This window comes from Pseudomonas fildesensis, from assembly GCF_001050345.1.
GTDB lineage: Bacteria > Pseudomonadota > Gammaproteobacteria > Pseudomonadales > Pseudomonadaceae > Aquipseudomonas > Aquipseudomonas fildesensis.
This window is the reverse complement of the sequence record NZ_LFMW01000021.1, coordinates 72,525-85,875: the sequence shown is the minus strand read 5'-3', so window position 1 is coordinate 85,875 and position 13,351 is coordinate 72,525. Positions and strand designations below refer to the sequence as shown.

The following is a 13,351-nucleotide window of genomic DNA, read 5'->3' as shown; positions in this document are numbered from 1 at the left end:
AAGGGCTTGCATGATGAACTTCATGCAGGCCCTTATCTTTTTTGTTGCGCAACTTTCATTCCCCCGGCGTTCTGCCGAACGAACACAAACCACCAAAAAACCAATGATTTATGAGACACATCGGGACCGCTTTCGGCCGAGGCAGTGTAAAAACGTTTTTGAGCGCGACAGGTACTCAAAACCGGACTGAAAATCGCGCTTCTCCGCGAAATCCACATCTGCTGACGTGCCGATAAATTTCAGATTTAACGTAGACGCGCACACTTCAATTTTGGCGAAGGCGTTTTTACACACTCTGGGCCAATAGCAGACGTTTGAGTCTGAGTCTGGTTCGGCTCAGACGGTCCTGCAATTCGCCGTCGATCTGCAAGTCGGTTAGCTCAGGCGCGATCAGGCCCAACTTACGCAGGTACGCCGCCGAAGCTGTAGCAGCGGAGCGGGAAGAGGCAGAAGACGACGTGGATGCTGGTCTATGAGCACTCGATGAAGCGCTTGAATGCTTGGCACATGCCGCCAGCGAGCCCGGCGCCCAGGTCGTCGTGCAACGGATGATCACTCGAATGCTCACCATCGGCGAGAGCCCGTCGATCAATCCAGATCCGGCCAAACGTTCGGAAAAGATTGATCCAGAAACCCTCCTGAAGCGTCGCAAGCCTCCGATTTCAAGGGCAGAGCGTGTGGGGTCAGGCTGGATCACCATTCCCGAAGCCCTGTCGCTGGATAAGGCGCACGCCGTGCGGATCTTCGAAGCGGTCGGCGCCTGGCGCCAGGTGAAATTCGATTCATGCGCCGCATAGCCCGTATCAAGCGATGTAGTAGTTCATTTGTCCAGATTCAGTAGTTCGTGCATCCGTTCGCCTATTACTCCTCGCAACCACGCAGCATGAAACTCCATTTCTTCCAGAGAAGTACCCTCAGCAAATCGGTATTCGAACACCTTGCCCTTCGGTCCCTGATACACAACGCTAAAATGGCCATCGCGGTCAAACGTAGCGAGCACGTATGGACAGATGTGAATAATGTCGCTAAATGGCACACGCAATTCGGTGGGTTTACGGCCGCGACGGGTGACAGTGAGGGTAATCAGTTGCTGGCTTTCGTCGAGCGTGAAGGCCTGCACTTTAGGTTCAGAGAAAATCCACGCAAAGACAAACCCCATAAGCACTACAAAGCCAAGCAGGAACAGGATGAGCGACGACGTTGTGAAACTCGACTCTTCGCTGGACGGCACACCCTGCATCGCGCCGAGCCCGATAATGAGCAATATCGCCAGCCCGAAGGCCGGCAACAACCCAAGCACCGAAAAGCAGAACCCCAAAATGGCCGCACCCGTGCTGCCAATGATCGGTGAGTCCGGGCCGCGATGCCAAATAGGTGGGTGGGCGGCAGGGTTTTCAGTGCTTGGCGCAGCTAGAGGCGTTACGACGCAGTGAGGTGGACTTTGAGGTTTCATCATCTTCATGCGCTTGGCTCAAAAGCTCAATTCCTGCTTGATACGCCGCGCCACAATATCCAGATATCCGCAAACGTGGCGCGGGAATTCCGCAATAAAAGTCTGCTGGCCATACAGAAAGATCCTGGCGACGAGATCATCGAACCATTATCGCCTTAATCGAATGCTCCGTTGAGCACCTCGTAAATTATGCCGGAAGCAATTGCTACAAGGATCAGATCAGTGCCTGCCTGCTGCCATTCGTAGCCGTCGTAATGGGGCAGCCTGCCCAGCAACCGGCCATCCAGCTTCTTGGCGATGCCTGGAGGAAGGGGCTTTCCTCTGGCTAGGTTCTTTTGTATCCCTGGTGGCAGTGAAGGACCTGGGCTCCAATAGTCACGGTAGCCGCCAAGCACTCCCAATACGCCGCCTCGATCAATGCTGGGACCATGACTCCAATCGCCTCCGCTGGAACCTTTCCCCTTGTTGCCTTGGTTGCCATGCCCTTGGCCGCCTTGGGAGTTGCCTTTTTCATTGCCCTGCCCCTTGCCATTGCCTGGGTCGGCCAGAGCTGTCACTGAGCCTACGGCCAAAGCAAGGCAGGTAACGGCGATTACAAGTGAGCGAGATCTAAACATGAACGTCTTCTCCGAAAGGGAATACCCCTTGAAATGTAGACGGTATTGCCGACTCTAGTTCCGCTTAACCCACCCTACTCGCTGCATCCGCTAGGGGACGTCGCCATTTGCGCGAAACTGCCACATGGGGGTGTAACTAGGCCTTTACTGAGTTCCTGACCAGCAAAACGCCAATCACCACAAACACGGCTGATTTCGCCACGGCAAACAGGGCATCTCTTCCGGCAAATAACTCGAAAACCGAAAAGAGCAGTGAAAACGTTCCAACTATCGCCAAACTGATTTCGCAGCGAGTGAGTTCAATATCTACAAAAGCAAAACACCACTATTTTCAGATGTCGGTCGTTGAGGGCAAAGGTTCGGCAAGATGAATAGATTCGCCTTTACCTTGTATTAATTGCCCCTCTACACGGTTACGCCCTTTTGATTTAGCGAAGTAAAGGAATCGATCCGCCTCAGCCAACGCAACCTCATACCCATCCTTTTCGGGGGCGTACGTTGCCACAACGCCCGCACTGACTGTGACGCAGCCAATAGGGCTAGCTGAATGCTCTATCAGCGTATTTGCAATGGCCGACCTGACTTTCTCGGCAATGCTGAGCGCCCCCGCCAGATCCGTCTCCGGCAGCAAAATCACAAACTCTTCACCTCCGAAACGCGCCGCGAGGTCGCCCGCCCGATTGACATTGACGCTGATGAGCTGCGCAACCTGCTTCAAGCACTCGTCACCTTGCAGGTGCCCATAGTGATCGTTGAACTGCTTGAACCAGTCAATATCCAATAAAATAAGCGCTATATCGGAGTGGTTCCGGCTGGCACGTGCCCATTCCTTTTGCAACGCACTGTCGAAGCAGCGCCGATTTGCGAGTTGTGTGAGGCTATCCGTGCGAGCAATGATCTCCAAGTCGGCCCTGGCGATACTCAAATCGTTCTCCGCGGCGATCAGCTGCCGAATTTGCCGGTACAACAAACCACCCAGCAAAGATAAAGTCAGAATGATCACGCCGATCAAAGCAATGGATCGGTATGCGTACGCCCACCAGGGTGCGAATACATGCTGATAGGACACACCGGCGGCTACAACGATGGGCAATCCAGAGACGCGCCGATAAGCGTATATCCGCTCGACTCCATCGATTATGGATTTGATGATCGCTGTGCCACTGTCACTTTTCGGTAGATAAAGGCTAAAAATATCGCCCTTGGACACGTTGGTCGTCATCAGAGAGGCCGGCGTTGGTCGCCGAGCAAGCAGGTCACCATTGTCAAGCGCGAGGAAAATGACGCCGTTATCATCGACATCCATACGCTCAAAGAACGCCTGAAAATACGAGACTGGCACCGTAGCGAGGACAACGCCCGCGAACTTACCCTCCGTGGTTTTAACGCGACGGCTGATAGGGATAATCATGTCCCCTGTCGTTCGGCTTTCCACAATTGAGCCTATATGGACGGACTCATCAGCATTATCTCGGTGATAAATGAAGTAAGCACGGTCGCTATTGTTTTTAGTCTGTAGGCCTTGGGAAAAGGAATTAGCGACCCAGTTACCTTGGGCGTCATAGATGAACAGTCCCTGTATTCCCTTAATATTCGCTACATCTTGAACCAACAGCGCTGCCAAACGAGCTTTTTGCTCGGGGCCGATCCCGTCATGCTCTACGCGTTCAGCGAGATCACGCAGCGTATTATCTGCCAGATTCACAGTGTCTTGTGCTTGCTGCTCCGCCGCTCGAACGATATTAGAAACCGAAACTTTAACGGTCGCTATACGCTCGATTTTGGATTGGTTCATCTGCCAGCCAGTAGCGAAAACCATCGACAAACCGACGAGAGCAATGAAGCAAATCAGCGCACGGGGCAAGGCCGCGGGTGTGAGCCTCTTTGAGAAAAATGGGAAAATCTTCATAGATACGCCATCGCTTGGTGGTTGGACGATCCGTTTTTCATACCTTCCAGCCCATTTGCTTAATAATTGGCAGCGGGCGCACAACTGAGTGCGATTGAGTGTTTGCGTAAATCGCTTAATGTAACTACTGCATCTGCTCGCAAGAGCAAGATAGCATGCTTAGTGGATGCGGCCGCGAACGAAGCGCAATCCCATTTTGAAGTTACCTTTGCAGAAACATCGAGGACATCCGCGCGATGCACCTCCATCACTGCCAGGCCCGATGCTAATACCGACCCATGCGCCATCCACCACACTCAGTGTGCACCCAATGCTTGCTCGAAGCTCAAAAAAAACCCGGCACAGCGGCCGGGTTCATCAGCTCGAGGCAATCATCACGAATCAGGATGCTCACTCGACACCGAGCTGGCGGCGTCAACATCCGACATATCTTCCTCAAGCGGTGCGCCATCCTCAGGAGGTCGCGCAGTACCACCCTTCTCAGTCGTGTGATTCAGGCCGGTTTCATTGTCTGTATCGCGTGTGACGGGCTGCTGGGATTTGTTGCCGGGAGCGTTCTTGTCGATGTCCATGCTGCCTCTCCAGTGTGACGCGCGGGGGTATCCGGGCTTACACATGAGAAACGGCCTGGCGGCGAGAGTGCCGGGCACTGGACGAACGGTGCACCTGGTTTTCGGGACTGTAGTCGTAGCCGTAGGTGGGCAAGCCCGACAACACTTTGTCCGGTGCAACGCGCGACGCGGCGTAGGTGAGCAATGCACGCTGCCAGACTGCGAAGGATTCCGGACCTGGTCAAGAACGTTACTGCCGCGCAGGCCTGCCGGAATTCCTGGTGCTTGAATGATTCATGGCGCAGGCGAAACCCGATACATCCTCCTGTGACTGGGCCGCCCACGCTCAGTTGATCGCGCTAAATCATCGGTGAAGTGCTGACCACGCGCAGCGCCAAGCCTTCATAGGCATCCAGGGTGATGGTGAACTCACCCTCTGGCGTGAGATCGCCCTCGACCCGTTCATTGATGATGTCCACCACCGGCCCGGGTGCGATGTCGGGTAAGTGCAGGGTTTCGGTGATCGGCGTGGCGCCGAAGTTCAGCGCGGTGATTTGCGTGCCTTTGCCGGCCGGCAGTTCGTGAACCATGATCAGCAGGCCCGGATGTTCGACTTCCGGTACCAGAATCTGGCGGCTGGCGGCGATGTCGTAGGCGCGGCGCACGGCGAGGATTTTTTGCAACTGCGAGGCGAATGACTCCGGGTCCTGCAGTTGGCTGGTAAGGCTGCCGTACAAGGTTTTCGAGCGCGGCATCTGGCCTGCCGACAACTCGGCCTGCGGGTTCAGCTCGACCAGGTCGTAAGCACCTCGATGAATCCACCGCGTATCGCCATCCTCCATCAAATGCGCGACCTCTTCGGCTGCCAGCGGCAGCGCGCCCACCAGGTCCCAACCGGACAATGCAAACACCCCGGGCTGCATGGCGTTGTACATCACCAGCAGCAAATGGATCTGGCGGATCTGCTGGATATCCGCCGGTGTGATCGCGTCGAGGTCACGAATGCCCAGGGCCGCCGTGATGATGCTCGCAGTGGTGCAAGACACGCCGTTGGTGACGAACTTGAGGTTATATGGCGCGTGCTCACCGGCCAGGCGCTCGTACATCTGTTCGCGGATGTGCTCGCGCAGGATGTTGCCGGGGAAGGTCTGGCCTTGATAGAGGAACGTGTCGTGGGCGTGCAGGGTCCAGAAGTGCACCAGCTCAAGCGTCAGTTCATCGTGGTTCTGCAAGGCGTGGATCAGCGAGCCTGGGTCGATACCGAGGTTATGCATCTGGCGCAGCATCAGGCGCAGGAATTCAGTATCGCCCATCAGCAGCGCGTGCTGGTAAGCCGGGCGAGTGATGAAGTCATAGGACAGATCGGCGCCGCCGTGGGACATGGCGGCGATGTCGTCGACAGTAAGGTTCAGCTCCTGGAAGCTGAAACCGCCCGCCTTGCGAATCGCCCCGCCGAGCAACTGGTTGCCGGTGATCGACAGCGGGTGGCTTTCCGACCAGGCCGTGCCGTCCAGCTTGCGCTCCACACCGAGAAAACCGTTGGCGTCCAGGCGCAGGATTTTCGCGCCCATCACATCAATAGCGTGCAAGGCATCGCCGATGATCATCTGCTGCGCGGCGAACGAAGGGTCCAGCCAATTGAGCGACGGTTGCCCTTCCTTGAAGTAATGCAGGTACACCCAGCGACGCGGCTTGCCGTCCACGCCGAGCACCACGGGCGTAGCGCTCCAGTCGGTTTCCTTGACGCCGGGTTCGAAGAAGATCACGCGCTGCAACTGGCCGACGATGTAGTGCTTGTCGCGCAGCGCATCCACCTGCAGCGGGCTGAGGTTCTGCGCATCACGCCCCTCGGCGACGTCGGGCAGCAACGCCCAGTCTTCCTCGCGGATTTCCACCATGTGGTAAAGGCCGGGATAGTCCTCATACGCCATCTCGGCCAGGCGAAAATCCGCGCCTTTGCCGGTGTGCGATGGGATGACGTCATCGATGATCACCGCATTGTGCGCCGCGGCCATGCGCGTCAAGGCCTGCAACTGCGCCTCGGTGCCCAGTTGCGGGTCGATGTCGAAGCTGATGCGGTCGAAATTGCCGTCGATAGTTGGCGTGTGCTCGGTCCCGGACAGGCCGCCGGACTTTTTCAACGGGCCGTTGTGGATACCCTGGATGCCAATTTTCGACAACGCGTGCCACAAGGCTTCATCGCCAAGGGCTTCCAGCACGGTGCCGTCCTCACGGGTGACAATCGAGGCGGGATAAGCGGTAAACCACACCGACGACAAAGCAGTCGCATCACGCGGGCGGGTATGCGCATACGGCTGTTGCCACAACCGCCCTTGCCCCGAATAGAGCTTCGCGCGCTGGCGGGCCGCGTGCAGCATCGACTGTTGCACCAGCCTGTTCACATGGTCGTTGTCCGTTGCCGTCATAAGCCCGATACCTGTCGTGATGAAAAGTTTGCTCGTAAGCATATGAGGGGCGACGGGGCTAATCGTTGCATTACATCGAGAGCAACGACGCCTGGCCAGCAGTCGCCTGCCGATACTGCCTCGGCGTAAACCCCGTCGACGCCTTGAATTGGCGGGTAAACGCACTGTGGTCGGTGTAGCCGCAGTGCAGCGCCACTTCGGTGATCGGCATTTCGGTGTGCAACAACCAATGGGCGTGCTCCAGCCGAACTTTCTGAATCATTTGCCGGGGCGTCAGGTGGAACACGCGCTTGCAGTAACGCTCCAGCTGCGCGACTGAAATCCCGGCGATGCGCGTCAGCTCACCCAAGGTGACGCGCCGGTTGAAGTGCGCGCGAATGTAGTCATCCACAGCCGCCAGGCGCTGGTAAGCAGGGTGGGCTTCGCTGGCCGATTGCAGGTCGACCGAGATGCCGGCCAGGCCGATGATCTGGCCAACGTGGTTGTACAGCGGCCATTTGTGGGTCAGGCACCAACCCGGTTCGCGGCTGCCGTAAAGGTGCAATTCGAGCTGGTCTTCGAGGACAAACCCCTGCTCCAGCACGCGGCGGTCCTGGTCGGTGTAGCCGGGGCCGAGTTGCACAGGGAACACTTCGGCACTGGTCTTGCCCAGCAGCGGTTGCAGCTGCTTGAGGCCGCAGCGTTGCACGAGTGTGCGGTTGGCGAGCACATAGCGGGCGTCGACATCCTTGATGAAGATCGCCGCATTGGGGATCACATCCAGCAGGGGCAACAGCTGCGCCACACCGGCCAACAGTTGCTCGATGCTGTGCGGGCGATTCGCCTCGCTCCCTTGGCTCAGGGTCGCAAATGCGCTGTGCAGCATGACGGTCACTCCCCATTTTTCGCGTTGACGTCGAGCAGATTGCCGCATGCCCGGTGCGCTGTCGAGCGCGGGGAATTGTGCTGAATTCGTCATCCATGAGGGCGTAAAACATCAATCGGCGCACGGCTGATGCGTACACGATAGGCCAGTCCTCAATGGAGCGCGCTATGAAAAGACTGCACGTCATCGACTCCCACACCGGCGGCGAACCCACGCGACTGGTGCTGACCGGTTTTCCCGCACTCACTGGCGCCAGCATCGCTGAGCAGCTTGAACAGCTGCGCACCGAGCATGATCACTGGCGCCGCGCCTGCCTGCTGGAACCGCGCGGCAACGACGTACTGGTCGGCGCGCTGTACTGCGAGCCGGTCACACCGGGCGCCACCTGCGGGGTGATTTTCTTCAACAACGCAGGCTACCTCGGCATGTGCGGGCACGGCACTATCGGCCTGGTGGCCTCGCTGCACCATCTGGGGCGCATCGCGCCCGGCGTGCACACCCTCGACACACCCGTGGGCCCGGTGGCAGCCACGCTGCACGAAGACGGCGCGGTCACCCTGCGCAACGTTCCCGCCTACCGCTATCGCCAACAGGTGCCGGTGGACGTGCCGGGGCATGGGGTGGTCTACGGTGACATAGCCTGGGGCGGCAACTGGTTTTTCCTGGTGTCGGACCATGGTCATACGTTGCAGATGAGCAACGTCGACGCCCTCACCGACTACACCTGGGCGATGCTCAAAGCCCTCGAATCCCAAGGGGTCCACGGTGAACACGGCGCGCTGATCGACCATGTAGAGTTGTTCGCCGACGACGACCACGCCGACAGCCGCAACTTCGTCATGTGCCCCGGCAAAGCCTACGACCGCTCGGCCTGCGGCACCGGCACCAGCGCCAAACTCGCCTGCCTGGCCGCCGATGGAAAACTGAGCCCCGGTGAACCGTGGGTGCAAGCCAGCATCACCGGTAGCCAATTCGAGGCCCGATATGAATGGGACGGCGACCGCGTGCGCCCCTTCATCACTGGCCGCGCCTACATGACCGCCGACAGCACCTTGCTGATCGACGAGCAGGACCCTTTCGCCTGGGGCATCTGAGCCCTCACCTTTTCTAGGAGTCAGCACCATGAGCGACACTGTCTTCACCGGCTGCATCCCCGCCCTGATGACCCCGTGCACCGCTGCGCGCACGCCGGACTTCGACGCCCTGGTCGCCAAGGGTCGCGAATTGATCGACATCGGCATGAGGGCGGTGGTGTATTGCGGCTCGATGGGGGATTGGCCCTTGCTCACCGAAGCCCAGCGGCAGGAAGGCGTAGCGCGGTTGGTCGCCGCCGGCGTGCCGACCATCGTTGGCACCGGTGCAGTGAACAGCCGTGAAGCCGTGTCTCATGCGGCCCATGCCGCCAAGGTCGGCGCCCATGGCTTGATGGTGATTCCGCGCGTGCTGTCTCGCGGCGCCTCCGCCACTGCACAAAAGGCGCATTTCGCAGCGATTCTCAACGCTGCGCCCAGCCTGCCAGCGGTGATCTACAACAGCCCTTACTACGGCTTCGCGACCCGCGCCGACCTGTTCTTCGAACTGCGCCGTGAGCACCCCAACCTGATCGGTTTCAAGGAGTTCGGCGGCGGCGCAGACCTGCGTTACGCCGCTGAAAACATCACCTCGCAGGACGATAACGTCAGCCTTATGGTCGGCGTCGATACCCAAGTGGTGCACGGCTTCGTCAACTGCAACGCCACCGGCGCCATCACCGGTATCGGCAACGCCCTGCCACGGGAAGTGCTGCAACTGGTCGCGCTAAGCCAGCAAGCCGCCAAGGGCGACGCCAAGGCCCGCCGCCTGGCCCGCGAGTTGGAAGCCGCACTGGGCGTGCTGTCGTCGTTCGATGAAGGCTGCGACCTGGTGCTGTTTTACAAGCACTTGATGGTGCTTAACGGTGACCAGGGCTACGCGCTGCACTTCAATGAAACCGACGTGCTGACGGACGCCCAGCGCCGGTATGCCGAGCACCAATACGCGTTGTTCCGTCAGTGGTACGCCAGCTGGTCGGCCGAACACAGGCTGACGCCATGACCGTGGCGGGCAACCAAGCGGATTTCGTCGTAGTCGGCGCCGGCATCATCGGCGTCGCCTGCGCCTTGCAGCTCGCGCGCCAGGGCCGCCACGTGGTGGTGATCGACCAGCAGGATCCCGGCATGGGCGCCTCCTATGGCAATGCCGGCCACCTGGCGACTGAGCAAGTGTTCCCCATCGCTGACCTGTCGATCCTCAAACGGCTGCCGGCCATGCTGATGGACCCGATGGGGCCGCTGCGTGTGGACTGGAAATACCTGCCGCGCGCCCTGCCCTGGTTTATTCGGCTGCTGCTGAACCTGCGCCCGACGCACTATCTGCGGACCGTGGCGGGCCTTCGTGCGCTCAACGAAGCCAGCCTGGGTGCATGGCAGCGGTTGCTCCAAGCCATCGAACGGCCGGACCTGCTGCGCGAAGACGGCTCGTTGCTGGTATTCGAACGCGCCGACTCGCGGCAAGCCATTGACGCGCTGCAACAGCGCATGAAGCAACAAGGCGTGCCGGTGGATGCCTGGTCGGGTGATGCCATACGCACCGTCGCGCCGCAGTTGAGCGATGCAATCCAGGGCGGGCTGTTCTTCCCCGGCACCGGGCACTTTATTGATCCCTATCAGGTGGTGGGTGCGTTAGTGGCCGCCGCCAAGGCCAGCGGCGTGCAGTTTCTCAAACGCCAGGTGCTGGATGGGCGGGTTGAAGCACGGGGCGTCGAGCTGATCACCGATCAGGGCCCTTTTGCGGCGCGCCGGCTGCTGATCGCCTGCGGTGCGCACTCCGCGAAACTCACAACCGCGCTGACCGGGAAAAAGGTCCCGCTGGACACCGAGCGTGGCTATCACCTGATGCTGCCCCATGAACACGGCCGGTTGCCGTTCGCTGTCACCTCCCTGGAGCGAAAATTCATCATGACGCCCATGACGCAGGGTTTGCGCCTGGCCGGTACCGTGGAGTTCGCCGGGCTTGATTGCCCGCCGAACATGGCACGTGCATGGCAGTTGCATCGACTGAGCCAGGGCTTGTTTCGCCAGGATCTGAACGCGGCTGATGCCACAGCGTGGATGGGGTTTCGGCCGAGCTTGCCGGATTCGCTGCCGATCATTGATCGGGTGGTTGAGGGCAAGGTGTTGCTTGCGTTTGGTCATCAACATTTGGGGCTCACGCAGGCGGCGATCACCGCTGAGTTGATCGCGCAATTGGCGAGCGTTGAAAGTGTGCCGAGTGGTTTACCGGCGCTGGGGGCCTATCGGCTGGGCCGGTTTTAGGGCTGCCTGAAGCAATGAGTCAGCGATATCCTGGATCTCGTCGCGCATCCATAGCTTATCCATCCACGCCAGCGGGATGCTGTGCACACCGTAATGCGCGCCTGCCAATTGGCCGACGATGGCGGCGGTGGTGTCGGCATCATCACCCAGGTTTGCAGCCATTAATACGGCTTCTGCGAAGCTGTCCGTATGATGGAAACACCAGAGCGCGGCTTCAAGCGAGGCCACCGAATAGCCTGAGCCAACGATGCCTGCGCGCTGCTTGTCGCGATAATCTCCACGCGCAATCGCTGCGACTTTCGGGGCAATCAGGTGCGTACTCGACAGTTGCAATACCTGCGCTTTTGAGCCGCCAGCCAGGGCGTTGCTGATGGCCTCCGCCAGCACCAGGCAACACTCGATTGCCTCCTGGGCGGCGTGAGTCGTGCGGGAGCTTTCGGCGGTAAATGTATGGACGCGTTGACGATCAGGAAAGTAGAACAACACCACCGGCGCAAGCCGCATCATCGAACCATTGCCGGCGGAATACGGATCGGTTGAACCTGCAAAGGGGTTGCCATTGCGCTCAAATTCCGACAGCGCCTCACGAACAGTCATACCGATATCAAAGCATTCTCCGGTAGCACTCCAATACCCCCACTTCCACCAGTTCAGGTAGCGCCCCATCTGATCCTGCGCGTCAAAGCCGCCCTTGTTTAACAAGCTTTCCGCCAGACATAGCGCCATCGAGGTGTCATCCGTCCACTGGCCAGGCTTCAGGTTGAACGGGCCGCCACCGACCATATCAATGACAGGCGCAAAGGTGCCGCGCGGCATGAATTCAACAGTGGTGCCGACTGCGTCACCGCAGGCAAGGCCGAGCAAACTGCCGCGATAACGATCTGAAAGGGTGAGGGACATGGGTCTTCCTTGAATAAGCGGGTGCAGAGGCGCACGCCTGGGTGGGCACTCTACTTGACCAAACGCTTCTCCTTGGAGGGGCGATATCCGAAATACGAGCTGTAGCACTTGCTGAAATGGCTCGGCGACACAAACCCGCACGCCACGAGCACATCCACCTGTGACAATTCAGTGTGCTGCAACAACCGCCGCGCCTCGGTCACGCGCAATTCCATGTAGTAACGCTGTGGCGTGGTGCCCAGTTGTTCCTTGAACAGGCGCTCGAGCTGACGGCGGGAGCGGCCGGCGTAGACGGCGAGTTGGTCGAGTTCCAGGGGTTCTTCGAGGTTGGCGTCCATGAGTTTCACCACTTCACGCAGCGGTGCGCTCACGCAAACGTTTTCCGTGGGTTTGATGCGCCGGTAGCGAGACTCTTCGAACGCAAGGATGTCTTCGATGCCTTCGACCAGCGCTTTGTCATGCAGGCTTTTGATCCAGTCCAGGGCCATATGGAAGGCGCCGGATGGGCTGGAGGCGGTGAGACGGTCGCGGTCAATCACGTAGGGTTCGCTGGTGACGTGGGCCGCCTTGGAGACTTCGGCGAGTGCCGGACGATGTTCGGGGTGGATCGCGCAGCGGTAGCCCTGTAACAGGCCGGCGCGGCCGAGGAACCATGAGCCGTTCCACACACCGGCGAGGCTGACGCCCAGTTCGGCAGCGGTGCGCAGCACGTGGATGAAGTCTTCGCTGGCCTTGAGTTCGGTGCGAAAGCCGCCGCAGATGACCAGCAACTCCAGGTCATGCAGGGCCGTCACGTCGAGGCGTGCGTCGGGGCGGATGACCAGGCCCAGGTCGCTGATGACTTCACCGTCGCCCCAGCCAAAGGTGCGCGAAGCGAACAGCTCGGGGCGCAGCAGGTTGGCGGTGACGAGGGTGTCGAGGGCCTGGGTGAATGCGGGCAGGGAGAAGTGTTCGAGCAGCAGGAAGCCGACGCGGGTGGCCGACGCAAGCTGCGTGGGGTGCTCATTGAGGTAGCGCAGGTTCTTGCCCTTCATGCCACCGCTGAATTGACGTCTTTCCATCGAGGGTTGGCCCACTGTTATTGTTGAGGCTGTGGGCGCCATCTTAGGGGGAAATGCCGCAGCTGTCTCAGGTGGTGCGCAGTGCTGTTCGCTTCAGCCACAAGGCGGATTTATTGGCTGATCTTTAAATAATCAGTGCTCCTGAAGCCCCAGGCTCAGGCCCCGGATCCGTATCTGATACGGTTTTTTCTTTGCTATCTGCGTCTGTATCGAAACGCGCCGGAGGCGGACAATGCT

At 59.3% G+C, this 13,351-nt stretch carries 13 protein-coding genes; 4 read left to right on the top strand and 9 right to left on the bottom strand.

Features of this window, described 5'->3' with window-relative positions; genetic code table 11:
• Window positions 1–560 precede the first annotated feature (560 nt).
• Window positions 561–797 (top strand): hypothetical protein, encoded by a 237-nt coding sequence (locus ACR52_RS24625; RefSeq protein WP_048730404.1) that lies wholly within the window; start codon window positions 561–563, stop codon window positions 795–797.
• Between the two features lie 23 nt (window positions 798–820).
• Here ACR52_RS24625 and ACR52_RS24620 read toward each other — a convergent pair whose 3' ends face one another.
• The 7 genes from ACR52_RS24620 to ACR52_RS24595 form a co-directional block, all read right to left on the bottom strand.
• Window positions 821–1,462: a hypothetical protein gene (locus ACR52_RS24620; protein ID WP_330219126.1), complete on the bottom strand. Its 642-nt coding sequence runs from the start codon at window positions 1,460–1,462 to the stop codon at window positions 821–823.
• Between the two features lie 146 nt (window positions 1,463–1,608).
• On the bottom strand, window positions 1,609–2,070 hold the full coding sequence (locus tag ACR52_RS24615; RefSeq protein WP_048730402.1) for an anti-virulence regulator CigR family protein: 462 nt from the start codon (window positions 2,068–2,070) through the stop codon (window positions 1,609–1,611).
• A gap of 331 nt (window positions 2,071–2,401) precedes the next feature.
• Window positions 2,402–3,979: a sensor domain-containing diguanylate cyclase gene (locus ACR52_RS24610; protein WP_048730401.1), complete on the bottom strand. Its 1,578-nt coding sequence runs from the start codon at window positions 3,977–3,979 to the stop codon at window positions 2,402–2,404.
• 374 nt (window positions 3,980–4,353) lie between these two features.
• Complete coding sequence (locus ACR52_RS24605) at window positions 4,354–4,551, bottom strand: hypothetical protein (RefSeq protein ID WP_048730399.1); 198 nt, start codon at window positions 4,549–4,551, stop codon at window positions 4,354–4,356.
• Window positions 4,552–4,588: 37 nt separating this feature from the next.
• Entirely contained in the window at window positions 4,589–4,735 is a 147-nt protein-coding gene (locus tag ACR52_RS30810) for a hypothetical protein (RefSeq protein WP_161799316.1), read from the bottom strand.
• Between the two features lie 154 nt (window positions 4,736–4,889).
• Window positions 4,890–6,956: a maltose alpha-D-glucosyltransferase gene (treS, locus tag ACR52_RS24600; protein ID WP_048730397.1), complete on the bottom strand. Its 2,067-nt coding sequence runs from the start codon at window positions 6,954–6,956 to the stop codon at window positions 4,890–4,892.
• A 70-nt stretch (window positions 6,957–7,026) separates the two neighbouring features.
• Window positions 7,027–7,821, bottom strand: coding sequence for an AraC family transcriptional regulator (locus ACR52_RS24595; protein ID WP_048730395.1), 795 nt, complete (start codon window positions 7,819–7,821; stop codon window positions 7,027–7,029).
• A gap of 167 nt (window positions 7,822–7,988) precedes the next feature.
• Between ACR52_RS24595 and ACR52_RS24590 the strand changes: the two genes are divergently transcribed.
• The 3 genes from ACR52_RS24590 to ACR52_RS24580 are packed head-to-tail and all read left to right on the top strand — an operon-like array spanning window position 7,989 to window position 11,153.
• Window positions 7,989–8,915, top strand: a complete 927-nt coding sequence (locus ACR52_RS24590; protein WP_048730393.1) for a 4-hydroxyproline epimerase — start codon at window positions 7,989–7,991, stop codon at window positions 8,913–8,915.
• Window positions 8,916–8,943: 28 nt separating this feature from the next.
• The gene (locus ACR52_RS24585) at window positions 8,944–9,894 is read left to right on the top strand and encodes a dihydrodipicolinate synthase family protein (protein ID WP_048730392.1); all 951 of its coding nucleotides are present in this window, start codon (window positions 8,944–8,946) and stop codon (window positions 9,892–9,894) included.
• Window positions 9,891–11,153 carry an NAD(P)/FAD-dependent oxidoreductase gene (locus tag ACR52_RS24580; RefSeq protein ID WP_048730390.1) on the top strand — a complete coding sequence of 421 codons (1,263 nt, stop codon included), beginning with the start codon at window positions 9,891–9,893 and terminating at the stop codon, window positions 11,151–11,153. The genes ACR52_RS24585 and ACR52_RS24580 overlap by 4 nt, the downstream gene beginning before the upstream one ends.
• On the opposite strand, the gene ACR52_RS24575 is transcribed toward ACR52_RS24580, so the two are convergent.
• The gene (locus ACR52_RS24575) at window positions 11,115–12,053 is read right to left on the bottom strand and encodes an ADP-ribosylglycohydrolase family protein (RefSeq protein WP_048730389.1); all 939 of its coding nucleotides are present in this window, start codon (window positions 12,051–12,053) and stop codon (window positions 11,115–11,117) included. The two genes, ACR52_RS24580 and ACR52_RS24575, sit on opposite strands and share 39 nt — an antisense overlap.
• Window positions 12,054–12,103: 50 nt before the next feature.
• Entirely contained in the window at window positions 12,104–13,087 is a 984-nt protein-coding gene (locus ACR52_RS24570; protein ID WP_048730387.1) for a GlxA family transcriptional regulator, read from the bottom strand.
• Between the last annotated feature and the right edge of the window lie 264 nt (window positions 13,088–13,351).